Origin of the sequence: Lactobacillus apis (assembly GCF_003150935.1) — a bacterium.
Taxonomy (GTDB): domain Bacteria; phylum Bacillota; class Bacilli; order Lactobacillales; family Lactobacillaceae; genus Lactobacillus; species Lactobacillus apis.
In genome coordinates this window covers 800,310-823,112 of record NZ_CP029476.1, presented here as the reverse complement: position 1 = coordinate 823,112, position 22,803 = coordinate 800,310, and the positions used below count along the sequence as shown (strand labels likewise).

The following is a 22,803-nucleotide window of genomic DNA, read 5'->3' as shown; positions in this document are numbered from 1 at the left end:
TGAAGGTGAACTGATGACTGCTTTTGCTAAGGATACCTTTGCAGTCGTTGATCTTGAAACAACAGGTACCCAGCGCGAAGACGATAATCATATAATTCAATTCGGTTGCGCGATTATTAAAAACATGGAAGTCGTCAAGACCTATTCTTTTATGATTAACCCTCATCGCGAAATTCCTTTAACGGTTCAAAATTTGACCCACATTCATGATAGTGATGTTGCCAACCAAAAGGACTTTTCTTATTACGCACCAAAAATTATTAAAATTTTGAAGGACACTGTGTTCGTAGCACACAATGTCAATTTTGATTTACCTTTTTTGAATTATGAACTTGTGCAACATGGTTATGAAGCTCTAACTAACCGAGCAATTGACACGGTTGAATTAGCTAAAATCGCTTTCCCAACATTACCGTCCTATAAACTAACAGATTTGACCAATCAGCTTCAAATAAAGCATCTTAATCCGCATAAGGCAGATTCTGACGCATATGGAACCGCAGTTTTACTAATCAAAATCATCAAAAAGCTTGAATCGCTACCGCAAGCAACTTTAAATACGCTGAGCTCACTAGCTCACGGTTTAATTCGTGATACGTCATGGGTTTTCTCGACAATCGCAGATGAAGCTCGCAAGCAAAAGCGACCACTAGATAAAAGTCAGATGCAAGTGCGTAACGTCGTTTTGCAAAAACAGGAAGTACATTCAACGGTTAAAAACGGTGACGCCGAAGCTGTTTTTCCAACTAATAATAAGGCGAAGTATAGTTTATTTAAAAACAAAATTAATTATCGTCAGCCGCAAGTTGACTTGATTAACCGAATTAATCTTTTTCTTGACAGTCCCGATCAACGGGCTTTATTGGTAGAAGCTCCAAATGGGACAGGGAAAACTTTCTCCTACTTGTTTGCATATTCATACCGGCTCTACACTAATCGCAAATTAGTAATTGCTACACCAACCAAAGTACTACAAGATCAAATTATTAGTCAGGAAGTGCCACAGCTACTAAATGTAACTAAACTTGATTTAGCAGCAGAAGTTGTTAAATCAAGTAGTCATTATTTGGATCTCGATGGGTTTTATCAAACCCTTTATCAGGGCACGCCTAATAAAATGACTTTAGTCTTGCAGATGCGGATTTTGGTTTGGTTAACAGAAACTAAGACTGGTGACCTAGATGAACTGCAATTAACCAATTATAAGGCACCGTTATTTGTTAAAATATCACATCCTGGTGACGCACGTGTTGGAAGTAGTTTTGCGGACGTTGACTTTTGGAATTTAGCACGCCAAAGACAAGAAGAAGCAGACATTCTTGTTACTAATCACGCATATTTAGCTAATCACTACAATGATTCAATTTGGGGACAAAATCCTTACTTAGTAATTGACGAAGCACACCGCTTCGTTGATAACGTTATTACTTCACGTAACGATTCGTTCCAATTTGAATCATTCTGGGGCACTTTGACACATTTACGCAATTTGCTCTTTTATGCAGATGATAGTGTTCTAAACCAGTATGGTGATGATGTGCAGTTTAATTTTTTACTAGCAAAATTAGACCCAGCAATCCTGAAACTAATCAATATTATCAACCAGCTGCAGCAAGAACTTTATCAAAAACGTAGTCAAGCAATTAGCAAAAACATGTTGCCGAATAGTAATTTGTTACTGAGTTTTCAAGCAAGCGACTTATTCGGCGAAGACAGCAAGTTTTTAGCTACTTTAGCCAAACTGCAAAAGAAACTTGAAGAAGTCCGCCAGCAAACAAACGAGATTTTGTTTAAGCTTTATAATGAAACAGACACTTCAGGCACTGATCGAGACGCTATTTTAAGTGAAATCACAGAGCAAATTGATCACCTTGATTTTTACATTACCAAAAGCTACCAGCTATCTGATTTATTGCAAACAGATACCAGTATGAGCCAAGAAGGCTTTATTGTTACTTTAACTAATCCAGCTGATCCACTAAGTGCAAATTTAAGTTGGTTAATGCTTGACGCTTCAGATGAACTAAAACAAATCTACGATCGTTTTGATCATGTTTCTTTTGTCAGTGCTACCTTAACAAGTGAAGGCAACTTTGATTATCTTGTTAAACAACTTGCCTTAACAGATATGCATCCCCAAGAATATGTTGGTAAAAGCACCTTCAAATTGGAAAGTCATTTGCAAGTACTTGCCGTTAGTGATCTACCTGATGTCGCCACTAACCAATTTGATCAATCACTGGCAGAAATACTAGAACATGATTTAAACCATAAAAATCACGTGCTTGTGCTGATGACCAATTTGAATAAAATCAAAGATGTCTACAGTATAATTTCGAATTCTCCAGCTCTACGTGATTTTGAAATTTTGGCTCAGGGAGTTTCAGGCTCTAACAACCGCATTACTAAACGCTTTGCAATTGCTCAAAAGGCAATTATTTTAGGAGCTGACAGTTTTTGGGAAGGAATCGATTTCCATGATTGTAATATCGACCTCGTAATTGCAGCAAAATTACCCTTTGAATCTCCAGACTTGCCTGAAGTAAAATTACGCCAGCAACAATTGCAAAAGCAAGGAATTGATATTTTTAAGACAGATGCAATCCCGCGTGCAATCATTCGTTTTAAGCAGGGGATGGGAAGACTAATCCGTGGTGAAAACGATCGAGGTCAATTTTTAATTTTAGATTCACGCCTTTGGACAAAAGATTATGGTAAAGTATTTTTAAATGCTATCCCTGTTAAAACAAACAAAATTAGTTTAAAAGAATTACGGAATAAGTTAGATAACTATGATAGAAGACGACACAAGACAAACGATTAAATTTGTAGCATGGCTAATTGGAATAATTATATTTCTCTATGCCGCTTCAGTTCTCATTTTTTATAAAGCGAGTAACCCCGAACGAAACGAAACAAAGCAATTAAATCAAATTGCATTAGCTAAGTCCCCAATTACTAAAATTGAAAAAAATTATCACTTAGATCGGGGAGTTAACAGTTATTCGTTAAAAGGTTCAAGTAAAAATCGCCAACAATACTATTTTATTTACCTGCCTGGTTCGAAAAAAGGCTACTTACTCTCAGCTAAAAAGGGCGTTGGTGAAGCAAAAGTTCGAAGTAGCTATCAGGCTCAAAATCCTAATAACAAAATTACAAAAGTTAATCTAGGCTGGTACCATAATCGAGCAGTTTGGGAAGTGACAGCAAAAGATTCGTCTGATCACTATCAATACCAATTATATGAATTTAAAAATGGAAATTTGCTAGGTTAAGTCGCTAAATAGCAAAATTTTTGGTATGATTAAATTGATTTGATAAGGAAAGTGGAACAAGAATTTATGACAAAATTAATTTCAATTGCTGATTGTTCTAAACATGTAGACGAAGAAGTTCAAATGCATGTTTGGCTAACAGATAAGCGCTCAAGCGGAAAAATTGTTTTCTTGCAGTTACGTGATGGTACTGCATTCTTTCAAGGTGTAATCAGAAAAAATGATGTTTCTGATGAAGTTTTTGAAACTGCTAAGTCTTTACACCAAGAAGCTAGCTTCTACATTACCGGTACTGTTCATCAAGATGAACGCTCACACTTTGGTTATGAAATTCAAATTTCTGATTTAAAAGTTGTTACTAATAGCGAAGGCTATCCAATTGGCAATAAGGAACACGGAATTGACTTTTTACTCGATCATCGTCATTTATGGCTACGTAGTAGAAGGCCATTCGCAATTATGCGTATTAGAAACATGATTTTTAAAGCCACAGTCGACTTTTTTGAAAACGAAGGCTTTGTAAAATTTGATGCCCCAATTTTTATGCATTCTGCACCAGAAGGCACTACTGAGTTATTCCATACTGAGTATTTCGGTGGGGATGCTTATCTTTCTCAATCTGGACAATTATATGGTGAAGTAGGTGCCGAGGCTTTCGGTAAAATCTTTACTTTCGGACCAACCTTTAGAGCTGAAGCATCTAAGACTCGTCGTCACCTAACTGAATTCTGGATGATGGAGCCGGAAATGGCTTGGATGCATCAAGATGAATCACTTGATATTCAAGAACGTTTTCTTTCATACGTTGTTAAGCAAGTACTAGATAATTGCCAATATGAATTAAGTTTACTTGGTCGTGATCCAAAGAAATTGGAACCAGCTGCTGAAGGAAACTACACCCGTTTATCATACGATGATGCTGTAAAAATGCTTCAAGAAGACGGTCGTGACTTTAAATGGGGCGATGATTTTGGTGCTCCAGATGAAGCTTTCATTTCCGAAAAATTTGATCGTCCATTCTTTATTGTTAACTATCCTACTTCAATTAAACCATTCTACATGAAGAAGAACCCGGAAAATCCAAAAGAATATCTTTGTGCAGATGTTTTAGCCCCAGAAGGATATGGCGAAATTATGGGTGGCTCTGAGCGTGAAAGCGATTATGACACCTTAAGAGAGCAAATTAAGGAAGCCGGTTTGAACGAAGATAATTACAGCTGGTACCTTGACTTACGTAAGTATGGTAGCGTGCCACACTCTGGCTTTGGAATGGGCTTTGAACGTGTAATTGCTTGGATTTGTAAGCTAGACCACGTACGTGAAGCAATTCCGTTCCCAAGAATGATTAACAGAGTTGAACCTTAAATTTGATTAATTAAAATAAGTTAAAAAGTTGGACTAAGTTACTTTAGTTCAACTTTTTTAAAAGGGAGAAATTGTCATGCAATATAATGACTACCGCTTTTTAGGATTTACCGTACTCTCAAACGGATTACTTGCGTATTATCCTCAACTTAAAATTACTAATTCTGAACTGATTTTAATTATCCAATTAGAGTTATTTGCACAAAAAGGAAACAAGTTTCCATCGAATGAACAGATGGCAGCCAATACTAATTTTTCAGCGACAGAAATTGCTAGTATCATTCAACAGTTAATAGATAAAAACGATTTAACGATAGATCAAGTGACAGATGAAAAAGGACGCATTGGCAACTATTATAATCTTGATCGGCTTTATTCAAAATTAGATAATTTGCTAGAAAAAAATGTCGCAACACCGAAGTCTGGGGAAGAAACTACAAACACTACTTCCGAAATTGACAATAGTCCTTTGAACCAATTAATGAGACAATTTGAGATTGAGTTTGGTCGTTACTTAAGTCCAATTGAACGTGAAGAAATTTCTGCTTGGTTAAACGTTGATCACTATGATCCAGAAATAATAAAACTTGCCTTACGAGAAGCAGTTTTATCGCAGGCATATAGCCTTAAGTACGTTGATCGGGTCCTACTTAATTGGCAAAGACATAACTTAAAGACAACAAGCGAAGTTCAGAAGTTTTTACAAAGGAATCGATAAAGAAATGCCTAAAGAAAAATTATTGAGTACAGAGGAAGCTCGTAAAGTATTGCGAACTATTAATCAAATGTACCCCGATGCTAAAAGTGAGTTGGTTTGGGACAATAAATTTCATTTATTGTGTGCTGTTTTAATGAGTGCACAGACAACCGACAAAATGGTAAATCGAGTAATGCCAAAATTCATTGAAGATTACCCAGATCCAGATGCATTAGCAAAGGCTTCAATTAAGGACATTGAAAACCATATATCAAAAATTGGTCTTTTTCATTCTAAGGCTAAGCATTTAAAAGAAACTGCTGAAATTTTGGTTGATAAATATCATAGCCAGATTCCTGAAGACAAAAAAGATTTGGTTTCTTTGCCTGGAGTAGGAGAGAAAACCGCTAATGTTGTTCTAGCAGATGGCTTTGGCGTCCCTGCTATTGCAGTAGATACGCACGTATCTCGCATCTCAAAAAGATTCCACATCGTTCCACAAAATTCCAAACCTTTGGAAATTGAAAAGAGGTTAGAAGAGATTTTGCCCAAAGATGAGTGGATTCATACTCATCACGCAATGATTCTGTTTGGTCGTTATTCGATGACTGCACGTGACAAAAATGATCCATATACATATTTGAAGACAAAGTAGAAAGGCTCTTTGTTAAGTCATGTGAATAAAGAGTAGGGATTTACTACTAATTAGTAAATTGCCCAATGCAATAAAAAACGTCAGCTCATAGATTGAGTTGACGTTTTTTTCTCTATTACTTAATGATGTTCATGCTCTTCAGGAGGCTGATTTTGTGAGTCAGATTCACTACCTTGATTGTTTTCAGTTGTATCAGAATTATTATTTTGATTTGGCTTTTCTTTGTTTTTATCCTTATCAGGCTTACCAGAATTATTATTTGCAGTGCCCTGATCACGATCATGTCCTGTATCATTTTTGTTATCATCCGAATGATTATCAGAAGACTTCTTTCTTGGGGCAACTGTACGCTTTTTCTCATTATAATTGGTTGAACTTGAGTCATCGTCTTTATCGTCGCTAGTGTCATCAACAATTCCAGCAGGAGCATGGCCACGAACAAATAGTTGCCATTCACCAGTTGAAGACACCATTGGCGGATTAGAGTTTTTGGCAATTTTGGCTCTAATTACCGAATTCGGTTTTTGCCAATCAACATTTTGCTTGTTTCTCATCATATAAGTCATCATGTTCTTATAGAAGAGTTGTGCAGATTGTTGGCCAATTCCTGAAATAGTACCATCTTTAAGATTATCGTAACCAGTCCATACCCCGATAGAGTAGCTTTGCGTATAGCCCACAAACCAAGAGTCTTTTGGCGTAGAACCGTAACTAGGGTAGCGAGCAAGTTCCTCATTGGAATACTTGACTGATCCGGTTTTTCCTGCTTGATATAAATCTTTAATCTGAGCATTAGTTCCTGACCCACGCTTAATAACGCCTTTAAGCATATCTGTAATCATATAAGCTGTGGACTTGCTCATCACTCTAATACCTTCAGAGTCATAATTTCTAGTCAAGCCATCAGGAGTCTCAATCTTCGAAACAAATTGTGGCTTATGATAGATTCCATTTGCTGCAAAAGCACCATAGGCACCAGCCATTTGCAAACTTGACGCATCGGCTCCAATTGCTACAGAAAGACCAGAATTTTTAGGAACATGGATATCCATTTGACCAGCAAATTTTGCAGCTCGCTTAACACCAACTTGTTTCAAAGTCTTAACAGCAGGAACATTTCGTGATTGTTCTAGCGCATGACGCATTGTCATTAGTCCATCATACTTGTTATCCCAGTCATAGAGTTGAATATCAGTGTTAGGGTAATAGTATTTACTATCATCTAACATTTTAGCCGTTGACCAGTTTAAATATTCAATTGCAGGACCATAATCAAGAACTGGCTTAATTGAAGAACCGGTGGACCGACTTGTTTGAACAGCACGATCAAGTCCTAATTGAACCGTGGAAGGTAAGTGGCGACCACCAATTATAGCTACCACATGACCGTTACTTGGATCTACAACAGATGCACCAATCTGCATTTTGTCATTGGTAAAAGGCACCTGATTGCTATTAGCTAACTCATATAGTTTGTTTTGGGCTTTTTGATCAATATTAACTGTAATCTTTAGGTTATCACGATAAGGGTCAAAGCCCTTAGCTTTTACTTCTTGGATAGTTTCTTTAATGTAAGGGTCATCTATTTTACGTAAATCAGATTGTGCACGTTGACGATGTGGCTTTATTCCCTTGGTAATGCTTTCATTTTTCGCCGTTTGATATTGTTCGTTAGTAATCTTCTTGTTATCGAGCATTGCTTTTAATACAAGATCTCGGCGATATTTAGCATATTTAGGGTAGACATATGGATTATATACTGTTGGTCGATTAGGCATTCCAGCAAGTAATGCCGTTTGTGCCAAGTCAAGTTCACCGATTTTCTTACCATAATAAAAGTTTGCTGCAGTACCAATTCCATAATTGCCGTAATTCATATATACCTTATTGATATAAAACTCGAGAATTTCATCATGTGAATATTCTCGTTGCACCCTCATTGCAAGCCATGCTTCTTGAGCTTTACGGCGAAGCGTTCTTTGGGAAGGGTCAGTTGAAAAGACGGTTAGCTTAACTAACTGTTGCGTAATCGTTGAACCACCCGCTGAAACACTTTGACTTTTGGCATTTGTTAACATTGAGCCAACGATTCTAATTGGATCAATGCCAAGTTTATCCTTATAAAAGCGTTTGTCCTCAACAGATACAATTGCATCCTTTAATAACTGCATATCTGAATTATCTTTAGCGTAAATTCTCTTTTCAGAACCCAATGAAAGTAGAAACTTGCCATCAGTATTATAAAGAGCAGTTGAACCACCACTTTGTAGTTGAGCTCTACTTATGTTGGGAGCATCCTTGGCATAATATGCAAAAAGCCCAACTCCTGAAAGCAGCAGTAGAAAAATAGCCAAAAATAGCCAGCTGATTATTCGTCGCCACAATGGTTTTGGCAGACTTTTACGGTAACTTTCTCGTGATTCGCGTCCATTATCTGAATTATAATTTCTGTTTGCCATTATTTAATTTCCTATCTGCGATGAATTGATCAACTGCCTCTAAATAGGGTAAAGTGGGTTGAAAACCACAATTAATTTCAATTGACCATTCTTCAACTTCTTCTATGGTTACTGAACTTTTGTCCTTTTCCCACCAAGCTTTAATAATTGCACTTGCAGGGGTAACAAAGTATCTATTAAGTGCAGTGAAACCTATAATCGTAAAACAAATCCCTTGCTGCTTTAAACATTGCTCCAAATGAATAATTTGGTGTTCGTGAAAGTTCTTTAAAGGAAAGTTCGTTTTATTTTTGGTTTCTTTAGCCTCAAAGTCGAGGTAATAACCCTTATATACACCATTATAGTCCGTTGTGGATTCTTGGCGAAAATAAGCTTCTTTTATAACAGCTCTTGAACGTTTAGGATAATCTACTTTAACAATTTGAATTGGGGTTGGCTTTTTATGAACAACCGCAATTTCTTTTGTTAGATAATATTTGTTTGATTCATTAATCATTTGTTCAAGAGTCATCCCGCGATCAGAAAAATTAATGTCATCTTTATGGACATACTTTTTTCTTTTTTTAGGTTTATCGCTGGATTTACGAAAAGCGGCAGAGCTGCCGCTCGGATATTTGACCATCAATCTCACTCCTGCTAGCATTATAGCAATAAAGGTAAACTTTTTGAATAAGGAGCCATCTCTTTCACTATGCAACGTCTTTGGATAACAGGATACCGAAATTATGAGCTAAATACTTTCGGTGATAAGGACCCTAAAATAAAGTTAATTAAATTACTAATAGAAAAGCGCTTAATCGATTTGCTAGAAAACGATCAGCTTGACTGGCTAATTACTGGGGCTAATCTTGGAATCGAGCAGTGGGCTTGCGAAGTCGCAATCAGCTTAAGAGAGAAATACCCTTTGCATGTTTCAATTATTATTCCATATGAAGAATTTGCTAATCGCTGGAATGAGGCAAACCAAAACAAATTTTTAACTCTCAAAAGTCAAGTTGATTTTTTTGCAGCTACTTCTAATCAGGCATATCAAAGTCCGGTTCAATTACGAAACTATCAGAATTTCATGTTATTGCATACCGACGGAGCAATGATGATTTACGATCCCGAAACCCCAGGCAAACCTAAGTTCGATTATACCGCAATTAAAAACTTTCAGGAAGAAAATGAGTATCCTTTGGAATTAATTGACTTTTATGATTTGCAAGATTTTGCTGAAGAATATCAATCGGACCATGATGAAAGCAATTTTATCAACTAAATATAAAACTTTTTCTAAGCTTAGCTTTTTAGTTTTAAGAAAGGGGGCTTTTTGCTAGAATAAAAGAGGAATATTAAAGGAGCTTTTATTCATGGCAGATTTAAATGATATCAAACTATCCACTCAGGATATTTTAAAAAAACAATTTAGAACAAAAGTTAAGGGAATTGATCCGGATGAAGTCGATGCTTTTTTGGATCAAGTGATTGCTGATTACGACACATTTGAACAAATCATTGAAGACTTGTACGGCCAGATTGGTAAACTGCAAGGTGAATTAATGAATAATCAGCCAAAGGAGACTCCCGCTGATTTGCAGAAAACAAGACGAATTACGCCAATTCATTCTGATGATACGGTTAAAGCATATAGCCCAAGTCAAAGCAGTGATGCGTTTAATTCACTTAGCGACGACTCACAAACAGAGAATTCAACAAATATGGCAATAATTCAACGAATTTCAGCCCTAGAACGTAAAGTTTACAACCTTGAGCAACGAGTTTATGGGTTACAAAAAGAGTAAGCTCTGTTATAATTTTTAATAGTGCAAATTTTGAGCAGTCGCGGTTTGACTTTTTAAGTCAGGCTGAGGAAAGTCCACGCACACACAAGCTGCGATGCTTGTAGTGATCGTATTTAGCCCAATAAGCTAAAGGATTTTAAACAATTACGGCGAAAAAAATGCTAAGTTAGTAATAATATGCATGAATATTCTGAAAAGTGCCACAGTGACGAAGCTTGAGTGGAAACACTCTTGGTGGAACGAGGTAAACCCTGCGAGTGTGCAACCCAAATTTGGTGGGGGCGTCTCAACCAAAAGGAAATGAACTAAATGGTTGGATTGCTTTTTAGCAAAGATAGATGGCTGCTGAAGGTAATTATGCCAAAATTACTGGAACAGAACGTGGCTTATAGAAATTTGCATGGCAGCGCTGAGCTTTTCAAAGGGCTCAGCGCTTTTTTTAAACGAAAGAGTTAATAAATGAAAAAATATCAACTATATACAACAATGGGTGCTGGCTTTGAAAGCGTAGTAGCAAAAGAATTACAATCACTTGGCTATGAAACACGTACTGAAAATGGTCGTGTCTTTTTTGAAGGCAATCAATCTGACATAGTTAAGACTAACTTATGGCTAAGAACTGCTGATCGGGTTAAAATTTTACTTAAAGAGTTCAAAGCAACTGATTTTGATACTCTTTATAATCAAGTTTATGACATTGACTGGGCTGAATTACTGCCTGTTGATGCAAAGTTTCCTGTTCAAGGCCGTTCAGTTCGTTCTAAACTACATTCGGAGCCAGGTATCCAATCAATCGTAAAAAAAGCGATTGTTAATAAAATGTCTGATCAGTATCATCGCCGTGGCTTTTTACCTGAAACAGGTAGTGAATATCCTTTGGACATTCATATCTATAAAGATCTTGCCCGAATTTCTCTTGATACCACTGGCGCAAGTTTATTCAAGCGTGGCTATCGTATTGAGCACGGTGGAGCTCCTTTAAAAGAAAATTTTGCAGCTTCTTTAATTAAGTTAACTCCTTATGATGGAACGCATCCCTTGATTGATCCAATGACTGGATCTGGTACCTTAGCAATTGAAGCAGCCTTAATTGGCCGAAACATTGCTCCTGGAACTTGGCGGAAATTTGCTTTTGATGATTTTGATTGGTTTGATTCCGATTTACATGATGATCTTTTAGAACAAGCCAAGTCAGAAGTTAGAACCCTTGACCAACCAATTTGGGCTTGTGATATAGACCAATCAATTTTAGAAATCGCCAAATTGAACGCTAATAATGCAGGGGTTTTACAGGATATTTATTTCAAGCAAGTAGCTGTTAAAGATTTTGCAACTGATTTAGAAAATGGTGTAATTATTGCTAATCCACCATACGGTAAGCGTCTTAAAGAGAAAAAGACTGCCGAAGAGCTTTATGTTCAAATGGGAGAAGCACTTTCTAAGTACGATGACTTTAGCCAATACTATTTAGTGGGTGATCCAGAGTTTGAACAATTTTTCGGAAAAACTGCTACAAAGAAACGTAAGTTATTCAACGGAAATTTACGTGTTGACTTTTATCAATATTGGGCTAAGAAAAAATGATTACTGACAGATTAAATGATGAATTTTGGGTTATAACCGACACTCACTTAATCGCAGATTCTTTGCATGATGGTGGGGAAGCTTTTAGAAACATCCAGAAAACAAGTCAAGGTAAGGACTTAGATTACCAGGAAATTGCCTTACGTGCTTTTTGTAAGATGGCAAACGAAAAAAAGCCAGCAGCAATTATTGTTACCGGTGATGTTACTTTCAACGGTGAACTAATTTCTGCACAAAAGTTTCAAGAGATATTTAGCTCCTTAACTGACACCAAGCTCCTAGTTGTACCCGGAAACCATGATATTTATGATGGCTGGGCGCGAGAATTTAAAAAAGATCAACAACTGTACACTGAACAAATTAGTCCTGTAAACTGGCGCAAAGTTTTTAATAGTTCTTATGAATGTGCATTAAAAAGAGATCATCATTCTCTAGCTTATTGTGTCCAGTTTAATCCTGACTATTTGTTTTTCATGTTAGATTCTAATATCTATGGTCAACATGAGGCAATCGGTGCACCATCTACAGCTGGTCAAATTAACGAAGAACAATTAGTCTGGTTTGGAAAGCAGTTAGATTTTGCAAAAGTTCATCATTTAAAACCTGTTTTATTTATGCATCATAATCTGTACGCTCATAATCCTGCAGTAAATCAAGGCTTTGTTTTAAATAATGCTCCGTTTATTCGGCAATTATGTAAGGAATATGATGTTAAAGCGGCTTTTTCTGGTCATATTCATGCTCAAAACATCGTTGATCCACAGTTTCCAACGCCAACTACTGAAATTGTAACTTCAAGCTTCTGCTCTTATGACCAAGCTTACGGTGTTGTCAAAATCACACCAGATTCACTTCAATATGAACGGCGTATTTTTAATATGACACCATATTTAACTACTGAAGAACAAAAAAATCCTACTTTAATGAATTTTCATCATTATTTAAAGGAAATTCAACTTCATAATTTAACGAATAATTCTAGTCAAAAGGATGACACCACAAACAATTCCGCGCTACTTCAAAAAGTGGATCACTTATTCATTGAAATGAATTATAACTACTTTACAGGGCATAACCACATTAGCCAAAGTGACTTGGCCAAACTTTATTCGTCATCAGAATTTAAGCTTTTGGTTATCCAGCGCCCACGTTTTTCCAAGTATTTAAAGACGCTGTATGATACTACTGATCATAGTAATTTACAGGTGCAAATAGATTATTAAGAGAGATATTAATGAAAAAACACCATTTTATTATTTTAGGAAGAGTCGGCATTATTTACTATAGCTGGCTGCTAATTGTTCTTTTCACAACCTTAACGCTAGCTTATGAAAGCACAAAAGCAGTAAATTGGCCTGCAATTTGTTTTGGAATTATTTTTTTACTACTAGTAATCTATACTTACTTAGCTTCATATTGGACTAAAATGATTTTAAAACTTCCATTTAAAAAGAAAATCAACTGTCAGGTTGCCCCAAAGTTACGCTACACTTGGCAGTTCTTCAATGTCTATGAAATTAAGATTTCTACTTTGCAAACATACTATCTGTTAGGAATTAGTAAGTTTAATTAACAGGAATATTAAGTTTTACTATCGTTACCAATAAGCGAATAATATTAAGCAAAATTTGTTATAATTAGTATTAAGTTATTAAAAGGGTGGGACCTAAATTCTAATATGAAAAGACTGAAAACATTTTAAACATTAACAATTAATTTTTTATATATAGAAAGGGGCATGTGCAATGAAATCAGACATTCAAATTGCTCAAGATGCTCAAGCATTACCTATTAAAGAAATCGCCGCTAAAATCGGCTTAAGTGAAAACGATATTGAGCCATATGGCAACGATAAAGCCAAAATCAATTGGAAAGCCATCAATAAAACAATGGCAAATGATCATTTAGGTAAATTGGTCCTAGTGACATCTATTTCACCAACACCTGCTGGCGAAGGTAAGTCAACCATGACAATCGGCTTGGGTGATGCTATCAATAATCAATTACACAAGAAAACTGTAATTGCCTTACGTGAACCCTCAATGGGACCAGTTTTTGGTTTAAAGGGTGGAGCTACTGGTGGTGGCCAAGCTCAAGTCATTCCAATGGAAGACATTAACCTTCACTTTACTGGTGATATGCATGCCTTGACGTCTGCAATTGATACTTTAGCTTCCCTAGTTGACAACTATATTTATCAAGGAAATGAACTAAACCTTGATCCGGATCGTATTTTGCTTAAGCGTGGAATTGACGTAAACGATCGTAGCTTGCGTAATATTACAATTGGCCAAGGTTCAAAATTTAACGGTGTTGAACATAAATCAAGTTTTGCAATCACGGTTGCAAATGAATTAATGGCCATTTTGTGTTTAGCAACTGACATCAACGACTTGAAGAAACGTATCGGTTTAATGCTAGTTGGTTACACTAAAGATGATCAGCCAGTTTACGTAAAAGATCTTCATTTCGAAGGCGCAATTGCTGCACTGCTATCTAATGCTCTTAAGCCTAACTTAGTTCAAACAATCGAGCACACACCTGCACTTGTTCATGGTGGTCCTTTTGCCAACATTGCTCATGGAGCTAATACCGTGATGGCAACAAACTTGGCTCTTCACTTAAGTGATTACACATTAACTGAAGCAGGCTTTGGTAGTGATTTGGGCGGACAAAAGTTTATGGACTTTGTTTCAAAACACTTAGAAAAGATGCCTGACGCTAGCGTTGTTGTTGCAACTGTTCGCGCTCTTAAATATCAAGCAGAAGGTTCAACAGACAATCTAGACAAAGAAAATCTTAAAGCTTTACGCGAAGGCTTTAAAAATCTAGAACGTCATATGAACAACATGCGAAATTACAATGTACCTGTAATTGTCTTGATTAATCGATTCGCTACGGATACAAAAAAAGAGCTTGAATTGTTGCAAGACCTTGTTAAAGAACAAGGAATCGATGCAATAGTAGTTGACTATCATGAAGAAGGCTCTAAAGGCGGTGTAGAAGCAGCTCAAGCAGTTATTGACTTAGCAAACTCAAACCAAGCCAACCTGCAATCAACATACAACGATGATGATCCAGTGAAAACTAAGATTGAAAAAGTAGCACAAAAGATCTACCACGCAAGTAACGTTGAATACACCGAAAAAGCTGAACGTGATATTCACGAATTAGAAAAAATGGGGAAGGACAAATTACCCGTTATCATTGCTAAAACACAATATTCGTTTACTGACAATCAAAAATTGTTGGGCGCTCCGACTGATTTCACTTTGCATGTCAAAGGTGCAAGTTTGAAGAATGGTGCAGGTTTTATCGTGATTACTACTGGACATGTTTTAGATATGCCAGGATTACCAAAACATCCAGCAGCACTTGATATTGACGTTGACAATAACGGTAAAATTAGCGGGTTATTCTAAGTTTAAAGTATGAGTTTTTTATACCTTATTATTACTGCGGTTGTCGTTAGCGGCGATCAAGTTCTTAAGCATTTTATCGCCACTAATTATGAAGTCGGTGAAGTCCATCAGATTATTCCTGGCATTCTATCTTTTAATTATCTTCAAAATAGTGGAGCAGCTTGGAATATTCTGACCGGTCAAATGTGGCTCTTTTACATTATCAGTGCCATTGCGATTTTTGTATGCCTTTACTATCTATTTAAAGCCAATGTTCATAGCAAATTATTTAAGTTTGGTATTGCTTTGGTTTTAGGTGGTATTATTGGCAACTTGATTGACCGTATTCATTTGAAATATGTTATAGACATGATTCAAGTCGATTTCATTCACTTTAATATTTTTAATCTTGCGGATTCTGCAATTACTGTTGGTATTGTTCTGGTATTTATTTACCTACTCTTTTTTGATGAAAGTGATAAAAACTAATGCCTGAAAGATATGAATTAGAAGTTGCAAACGAAAATGAACGTTTAGATAAGTTTATTGCTGAAAAAATAAGCACTTTATCACGCACACGAATCAAGGAACTGGTTAAAGAAAACCATATTCTTGTAAACGGCGTTAACGAAAAAGTTTCGTATAAAGTTCAACAAGGCGATCATATCGTTGTCGATGTTCCTGCACTGAAACCATTATCAATCGATCCGGAAAATATCCCATTGGACATTGTTTATGAAGATGAAGACGTTATAGTGGTTAATAAGCCGCAAGGCATGGTCGTTCATCCTTCAGCGGGGCATCCCGATCATACATTAGTCAATGCACTGTTGTTCCATACCAAAGATTTAGCAGCTAGTCCTGAAGGTTTTAGACCTGGGATTGTTCATCGAATTGATAAGGATACTTCAGGCTTATTAATGATTGCTAAAAATGCTCAGGCACGTGAGTGTTTAGAAGAACAATTAGCGCACAAAACAAATAAACGTTTATATCTTGCAATTGTTCATGGTAATTTTGGTGAAAATTCGGGCTTAGTTGATGCTCCAATTGGTAGAGATCATTTTAATCGAAAGAAAATGGCTGTAACTGAAACTGGTAAAAATGCTGTTACTCATTTTACGGTTTTAGAACAATTTCAAAATTATAGTTTGATTCAATGTCAACTTGAAACTGGAAGGACACATCAAATTAGGGTTCATTTAGCGTATATTGGTCACCCAGTAGCAGGCGATCCGTTGTATGGACCGCATCATACCTTAAAAGGGCATGGTCAATTTTTACATGCTGCAGTCTTAGGCTTTAATCATCCTAAAACAAATCAGTGGCTAGAATTCAAAGTTGATCCTCCAAAAATTTTTACTCAGAAACTAACCGAACTAAGAGAAACTAAGTGATTAAATGAAGCGATTTTTAATTCTTGAAGATGGTAGTTCATTTGCTGGAGAAGGCTTTGGCGCCTCAATTATTTCAACTGGTGAATTAGCAATTCAAACGAGCAACTTTGGATATCAAGAAGCGTTAACAGATCCGACCAATGCCGGTAAGATTCTGGTTTTTACTACCCCTATGATTGGTAGTAACGGAATTAATGCTATTGACTATGAGAGTATTAATCCCACAGTAAAAGGCATTATTGTCAACGATGTGGCTAAAAATATTTCTGATAGTGAGAATTTTCAAGATCTTGATTCTTTTTTAAAGGAAAAGAATATTCCTGCAATTTCGAATATTGATACCAGGGCTCTTGTCCATCGCTTAGTTAAAGAAAAAACAATTAAAGCTTCAATTATGGATACTGACGATGAACATGCTTTTGATCAAATCAAAGCCTTAGTTCTACCAAAGAATAAGTCTGCAAGTGTTTCTACTAAAAATCCGTATGCTGTACCAAATGTTGGTAAGACTGTAGCAATCATTGATTTGGGTTTGAAGCATTCAATGCTGCGCGAATTATCTTTGAGAAAAATAAACGCAACCGTTTTACCATATGACGTTTCTGTACCTGATATTAAAAATTTGCGGCCAGATGGTATCATTGTTTCAGGTGGTCCCGGTAAAGTTGAAGAAGTTATTCCTACTCTCAGCCCTATTTTTGAAGCCTTTTATGGTAAATCTCCATTATGGGGAATTGGCTTAGGCTTTTTGGCGTTGAGTGATTATTTAAATTTTGAACTTGTCAATTTATCCAGGACTTACAATGGAACTAATTTTCCAGTGATTGAGCAACATTCAAACAAAATTTGGCAAACTGCAATGAATATTGACCAGTTAGTCGCACCTGCTAGTATTCAACTAGAACTTGACCAATCATATCTTGATTTACATAGTAATCTAATAGCTGGTTTTAGTAGTAAAAAAGAAAAGGTAATTGCTACCGCTTTTAATGCAGAAGGGGCTCCTGGTAGTCTAGATGCACTGGAAATTTTTGACAGTTTTATAAAGATGATGGTGTAATTATGCCTTTAGATAATGATTTAAATAAAGTACTCATCATTGGATCAGGACCCACCTTAATTGGTAGTGTTTCTGAAACCGACATTTTAATTAGTGACGCAATCAAAGCACTAGTTGAAGATGATATTCAGGTTGTTCTGGTAAATCCCAACCCTGCAACAGTTTCAACTGACAAAAAGCCTAAAGTGACAACCTACTTGGAACCTATGACACTGGATTTCTTAAAACGAATTATCCGGATGGAAGAGCCGAGTGCTATTATTTCAGCTTATGGCTCCACGATGGGAATAAAAGTCACACGTGAATTGGTAAGCGATGGCATTCTGAGTCAAATGGGTATTCGGTTACTGACGATTAATGAACAGACTCTTCAAGTTAATACAGAAGAGAAGATGACCGCTTTTTTAACTAAAAACGGAATTTCAGCCAGCAGATACTTAAAATTATCTGGGCTTACAGCAGATGAAATTGAAAAGCAACTAACAGAACAAGTTAGTTATCCTGTTCTGTTAATTAAGGAAAAGCCATACTTAGACGATAAAAAAATGCTTTTTGATAATGCGCAAGATATTGCAGACTATCTTAAAGAAGAGCGTCAAAATGAAGATTTTCCTGAAAATCGCTACTATTTAACTGAAGATCTTTCTAATTGGGAAGAAATCATTCTCAATATTATCCGAGATAGTAATGGCAATGTTTTATTTACTAGTTTGGCGGACAATATTGAACCAGTTTCCATTGACTCTGGCGATTCAGCAGCAGTAATGCCTGCTTTAACGCTTAATAATGACCAAGTTCAAACTTTGAGAAAAATCGCCAAAAAAATTGCTGCTAATTTGAACGTTGTTGGGATTTTAAACATTCATTTTGCGGTCAAACACGATGGTACCAATTTTGCGGTGCGCGTCCTGTCCATTAAACCACGACTAACTCGTAGCGCAATTTGGTCACAAAGAATTGGCTTATATAGTTTAGGTTATGTTGTTTGCAAAGTAGCTATTGGATACCATCTAAATGAAATCACAGATCCAATGTCTGGACTCAACGCAGCGATTGAGCCAGCACAGGATAAAATAGCAATCAGATTGCCATTTTGGTCGTTAACTCAGTCTGGCACTAACCATTATCACCTTGGTAGTCAAATGCAGGCGAGTGGGGAAGCAATCGGAATTGGCCAAAATTTTGAATCAGCTTTTCTGAAAGGTTTAGCCTCAACCGTTAATGTCAAAATTGCAATTAATGAGTTCCGTAAAGAAATAGCAAAAAGTGACGAGGCCATAATTGAAGATTTACTTCATCCTGATGAACTTCACTTAATTAAGTTATTAGCTGCAATCTCTAAAGGCTTTACATACCAGGAATTGCAAAAAATCATCAGCATCCATCCAGTCTATTATCAAAAATTTGAACATCTTGCGCATCTTGGTCGTCAATTAGCCGAGGAAGAAGTTACTGACGACTTGTTAATCGAAGCAAAAAAGAGAGGTTTCCGCAACCTGTTAATTTCGGATTTAACTGGAATCAGTTTAAAAGAAGTAGAGAAGCGAATCGAACGGCTCCAATTAAAGCCAGCTTATTTGCAAATAGACGGTTCAGCTGGTGTTTATGAACCAAAGGTGCATGCTTTTTATAGTGCTTTCGGCGTACAAGATGAATCAATCCAGTTAGATTCAAAAAAGAAAATCTTAATCGTTGGAATGTTGCCTTCACAGGTATCAGTTACTAGTGAATTTGATTACATGGTAAGTCATGCAATAGATACTTTACATAATAATAAATATGACACTCTCATTATTTCCAATAATGACGAATCTGTTGCTACCAGCTATCAAAAAGCTGATAAAGTCTATTTTGAACCTATCACAGTTGAAAATATTGTTCATATTGCCGAGAAAGAAGGGATTAAAGAAGTTCTCCTTCAATTTTCAGGCAAAGAAATTAGTGGCTTAGCAAAAAGATTGATGAACAATGGCTTGAGTATTCTAGGAACGGGAGACGTTAATCCCAAAGATCGAATTGATCAAGTCTTAAATTCTTCATTAGACTCACTAAGGCAAACCCAAATGATAACCACTTTAGATCAAAAAGCTGGAGAAAAATTTATCGAAGAAAATGATTTTCCACTTTTAATTGGTGGTTTCAATAGCCAAGGTGTAAAGCAAAAATCTGCAGTTGTTTATGATAAGCCGGCTTTGGAAAAGTATTTAAATGAAAATCAGTTATCCAAAATTTCATTGTCACATTTTATTGAAGGCAATAAGTATGAAATTACTGCCATCTCAGATGGTGAAAATGTTGCCATACCGGGTATTATCGAGCACCTAGAACAAAGTGGTTCTCATGCTTCTGATTCAATCGCTGTGTTTAAGCCACAAAATCTGTCTACACGAGACCAAAAACGTTTGACTGAATATACCACTAATTTAATAAAACAAATTAAACTACGGGGAATTTTTACACTCCATTTCTTAATTGTTAAAGACAATGTTTACTTGTTACAGATAAAGCCATATGCTGGCCACAATGTCGCTTTTTTAACCCAGGCATTGGGTAAGGACATTACAGCATGTGCTACTGAAGTTTTAACTGGTAAAAACTTAAATGAGCTAGATTATGAACGAGGCTTATGGCACTCAAATAACTTCATTTATGTTAAAATGCCAGTATTCTCATACATCGACTATCACAGTGAGAACACCTTTGACTCCAAAATGAAATCTTCTGGATCCGTTATGGGACGTGATACTGCACTGTCTAAGGCACTCTATAAAGGATACGAAGCTAGTGGTATTCATATTCCTAGTTTTGGTACAATTTTCATGTCAGTACGTGATGCCGATAAAAAGAAAATGACTGAGCTTGCTAAACGCTTTTATCAGCTTGGTTTTAAGATAATTGCCACGGAAGGAACAGCTAATTGCTTGGCTGAAGCGGGGATTACTACCGGAGTGGTAAGTAAAATTCATTCGGACTCAAACAGTCTCTTAGACAAAATACGACAACGAAAAATTGTCATGGTAGTTAATATTACCGATTTATCTGATTCAGCTAGCGGAGATGCAACAAGAATTCGCGATGAAGCTTTAAATATTCATATTCCGGTGCTTTCAAGTATTGAAACAACAGAATTAATCTTAAGGGTTCTTGAATCTTTGTCACTAACCACTCAACCAATTTAAAAACTTAACTTTAAGCAAAAAGAGGATAAATGATTATCCTCTTTTTTAGTCTATTCTTTTACTTAAAACACGTTCTTCTTCTGGGGTTACTTCTATTGAGTTTTGCCCAGTATAAATTACAAAACCTGGTTTTGCACCATTTGGCTTCTTTACACGCTTATCTTGAACATAATCAACTTGCACGTGAGCTGAGTTTTTAGCTTTTGAAAAGTAAGCCGCAATTTCAGCTGCTTCCACGATATCTTTATCAGTTGGATCGTCGTCCTGTAAAATGACATGTGAACCTGGAATATTCTTAACGTGAAACCAGATGTCAGTCTTATTTGCCTTCTTTAAAGTTAGCCAATCGTTTTGATAATTGTTTTTACCAACTAAGACTGTTTTTCCAGAAGACAATTTAAACTTATTCAAATTTCGTTCTGATATTTTCTTCTTCCGCTTTTGTTTTTGTGGCTTTTTCAAATAGCCTTGAGCTGTTAGCTCATCTGTAATCTGGTCAATATCTTGCGGTTCAGCATTATCAATTGCAGTTTGTACTGAATCAAAGTAGGCTAAATTATCCTGAGCAATTTTAATTTGTTCCTTGACATGTTTAATTGAATCACGAAGCTTCTTATAACGCGTAAAATACTTTTGGCCATTTCGAGCAGGAGAGAGAGCAGCATCAAGCTTTATCTCAATCGGCTGATTATTTTCGTAATAGTTAGGTAATTCGATTTTCGTCATACCTGGTTTAACCTGATTTAAGTTGGCATTAAGAATTTCTCCTCGAATTCGGTAACCTTCAGAATTTTCAGCTAAATCCAATTGCTTATTTAGTTTACCAATTTTTTTGGTCAACTTTTTTTGCTCATTCTTTACTAGACGCTCTATTTGACCAGATTTTTGCTTAACCCAATCCTGGTTGGCTTGATCAAGATAAAAGTCCTCTAGAGCTTCATTAATGTCCGAATATGAGCGTTCCTTAGTTAAGTCAAGATGGTAGGGGAGGTATGAGAATATTTTTTGTTTATGCTCCGGAGTTTGTAAGATGAATGCTCCACTTTTATCAAATTGACCGATAAAAGTTGAAAAAGATGAGTAAGAGTAATCATCTTCTAAATAACCGGTTAGTTCATTCCTATCATCACGATCAAGTCCACCAATTTGGCGAGCAAAAGCTAGCGGTTCTTGCTCTGACTTTTGCTTATTAAATTCATTTTCAGTTAACTCAAAGCCATTAATACCAGGATTCAATGGTGGAAGTTCATATTTAGCTTTGGGTAACAACATTCTAGCCCTATTTTCATCAGGATTAATTCGTTTTAGCAAATCAATAATGTGACCATCATGTTCATTATAAAGAATAACATTACTGTGTCGTCCCATTAATTCAATCGATAAGACTAGTTTAACTTGGTCGCCAAGCTCGTTTCGATTGCTAAAATGCAGGTTTACAATTCGATCTACGCCAATTTGATCAATTCCTTGAAGCACTGATCCTTCAAGATACTTCCTTAACACCATAACAAAAGTAGGTGCCTTATCAGGATTACTTATTGATTGCTTAGTTAAATAGAAGCGTGGATACTGCGCGTTTGCAGAAATAAGTAATTGGTAGTTTTTTCGTTCTTTTCGAAAAGTTAAAACCAGATCCTGATCAAAAGGCTGGTAAATTTTAGAGAGTCTGCCACCAGTTAAAACTGGTTCAATACTCTCTAAAAGACTATGAATAAACAATCCGTCAAATGCCATAATATCACCTCAAAATACGCTTTCTATTATACCAATTATTTACAAATAAGTATCTAAAGAAAGTAGTCTCAACCTGAAAATAAGATACTAGTATTACTATATTAACTAATGGACCTTACGAAATTATTTATTGCAAAAAGCAGATATACTGGTAATATAGATTTATGGTTATCGTTGCTACATAACTATAAGCTAAAAATAATATAACAGCTT

18 protein-coding genes and 1 other RNA gene are annotated in these 22,803 nt (G+C 36.1%); 16 read left to right on the top strand and 3 right to left on the bottom strand.

Annotated features, from left to right (window positions below; genetic code table 11):
* Window positions 1–13 precede the first annotated feature (13 nt).
* From DKL56_RS03995 to nth, 5 genes are all read left to right on the top strand, one after another.
* Entirely contained in the window at window positions 14–2,824 is a 2,811-nt protein-coding gene (locus DKL56_RS03995; RefSeq protein ID WP_420812399.1) for a helicase C-terminal domain-containing protein, read from the top strand.
* Window positions 2,793–3,275 (top strand): hypothetical protein, encoded by a 483-nt coding sequence (locus DKL56_RS03990; protein ID WP_109715499.1) that lies wholly within the window; start codon window positions 2,793–2,795, stop codon window positions 3,273–3,275. Before DKL56_RS03995 ends, DKL56_RS03990 begins: the two co-directional genes overlap by 32 nt.
* A 66-nt stretch (window positions 3,276–3,341) precedes the next feature.
* Window positions 3,342–4,640 carry an asparagine--tRNA ligase gene (gene asnS / locus DKL56_RS03985; protein WP_109715498.1) on the top strand — a complete coding sequence of 433 codons (1,299 nt, stop codon included), beginning with the start codon at window positions 3,342–3,344 and terminating at the stop codon, window positions 4,638–4,640.
* Between the two features lie 76 nt (window positions 4,641–4,716).
* Window positions 4,717–5,358: a DnaD domain protein gene (locus DKL56_RS03980; RefSeq protein ID WP_109715497.1), complete on the top strand. Its 642-nt coding sequence runs from the start codon at window positions 4,717–4,719 to the stop codon at window positions 5,356–5,358.
* A gap of 4 nt (window positions 5,359–5,362) precedes the next feature.
* Window positions 5,363–5,992 (top strand): endonuclease III, encoded by a 630-nt coding sequence (gene nth, locus DKL56_RS03975; protein ID WP_109715496.1) that lies wholly within the window; start codon window positions 5,363–5,365, stop codon window positions 5,990–5,992.
* A 119-nt stretch (window positions 5,993–6,111) separates the two neighbouring features.
* Here the strand turns inward: nth and DKL56_RS03970 are convergent, their stop codons facing one another.
* Window positions 6,112–8,451, bottom strand: coding sequence for a transglycosylase domain-containing protein (locus tag DKL56_RS03970; protein ID WP_109715495.1), 2,340 nt, complete (start codon window positions 8,449–8,451; stop codon window positions 6,112–6,114).
* A complete protein-coding gene (recU, locus tag DKL56_RS03965; protein WP_046306885.1) occupies window positions 8,432–9,073 on the bottom strand; it encodes a Holliday junction resolvase RecU in 642 nt (213 codons plus the stop codon). Before recU ends, DKL56_RS03970 begins: the two co-directional genes overlap by 20 nt.
* A gap of 69 nt (window positions 9,074–9,142) precedes the next feature.
* Between recU and DKL56_RS03960 the strand changes: the two genes are divergently transcribed.
* The 11 genes from DKL56_RS03960 to DKL56_RS03910 all read left to right on the top strand — a co-directional run bounded on the left by DKL56_RS03960 (window position 9,143) and on the right by DKL56_RS03910 (window position 20,856).
* Window positions 9,143–9,712, top strand: coding sequence for an SLOG family protein (locus tag DKL56_RS03960; RefSeq protein ID WP_109715494.1), 570 nt, complete (start codon window positions 9,143–9,145; stop codon window positions 9,710–9,712).
* 91 nt (window positions 9,713–9,803) lie between these two features.
* The gene (locus DKL56_RS03955; protein WP_109715493.1) at window positions 9,804–10,235 is read left to right on the top strand and encodes a DivIVA domain-containing protein; all 432 of its coding nucleotides are present in this window, start codon (window positions 9,804–9,806) and stop codon (window positions 10,233–10,235) included.
* A gap of 26 nt (window positions 10,236–10,261) precedes the next feature.
* Window positions 10,262–10,629: RNase P RNA component class B (gene rnpB / locus DKL56_RS03950), an RNA gene on the top strand.
* Between the two features lie 65 nt (window positions 10,630–10,694).
* Window positions 10,695–11,819: a THUMP domain-containing class I SAM-dependent RNA methyltransferase gene (locus tag DKL56_RS03945; RefSeq protein WP_046306882.1), complete on the top strand. Its 1,125-nt coding sequence runs from the start codon at window positions 10,695–10,697 to the stop codon at window positions 11,817–11,819.
* Window positions 11,816–13,042 carry a metallophosphoesterase family protein gene (locus DKL56_RS03940; RefSeq protein WP_109715492.1) on the top strand — a complete coding sequence of 409 codons (1,227 nt, stop codon included), beginning with the start codon at window positions 11,816–11,818 and terminating at the stop codon, window positions 13,040–13,042. The genes DKL56_RS03945 and DKL56_RS03940 overlap by 4 nt, the downstream gene beginning before the upstream one ends.
* A gap of 11 nt (window positions 13,043–13,053) precedes the next feature.
* Complete coding sequence (locus DKL56_RS03935; protein WP_046306880.1) at window positions 13,054–13,392, top strand: hypothetical protein; 339 nt, start codon at window positions 13,054–13,056, stop codon at window positions 13,390–13,392.
* Between the two features lie 172 nt (window positions 13,393–13,564).
* Window positions 13,565–15,241: a formate--tetrahydrofolate ligase gene (locus DKL56_RS03930; protein ID WP_109715491.1), complete on the top strand. Its 1,677-nt coding sequence runs from the start codon at window positions 13,565–13,567 to the stop codon at window positions 15,239–15,241.
* Between the two features lie 9 nt (window positions 15,242–15,250).
* Window positions 15,251–15,709, top strand: coding sequence for a signal peptidase II (gene lspA, locus DKL56_RS03925; protein ID WP_074425351.1), 459 nt, complete (start codon window positions 15,251–15,253; stop codon window positions 15,707–15,709).
* A complete protein-coding gene (locus tag DKL56_RS03920; RefSeq protein WP_109715490.1) occupies window positions 15,709–16,617 on the top strand; it encodes an RluA family pseudouridine synthase in 909 nt (302 codons plus the stop codon). Before lspA ends, DKL56_RS03920 begins: the two co-directional genes overlap by 1 nt.
* A gap of 4 nt (window positions 16,618–16,621) precedes the next feature.
* On the top strand, window positions 16,622–17,677 hold the full coding sequence (locus DKL56_RS03915; protein ID WP_109715489.1) for a carbamoyl phosphate synthase small subunit: 1,056 nt from the start codon (window positions 16,622–16,624) through the stop codon (window positions 17,675–17,677).
* A gap of 2 nt (window positions 17,678–17,679) precedes the next feature.
* A complete protein-coding gene (locus tag DKL56_RS03910) occupies window positions 17,680–20,856 on the top strand; it encodes a carbamoyl phosphate synthase large subunit (protein ID WP_109715488.1) in 3,177 nt (1,058 codons plus the stop codon).
* 45 nt (window positions 20,857–20,901) lie between these two features.
* On the opposite strand, the gene DKL56_RS03905 is transcribed toward DKL56_RS03910, so the two are convergent.
* Window positions 20,902–22,590 (bottom strand): Rqc2 family fibronectin-binding protein, encoded by a 1,689-nt coding sequence (locus DKL56_RS03905; RefSeq protein ID WP_109715487.1) that lies wholly within the window; start codon window positions 22,588–22,590, stop codon window positions 20,902–20,904.
* Window positions 22,591–22,803 lie beyond the last annotated feature (213 nt).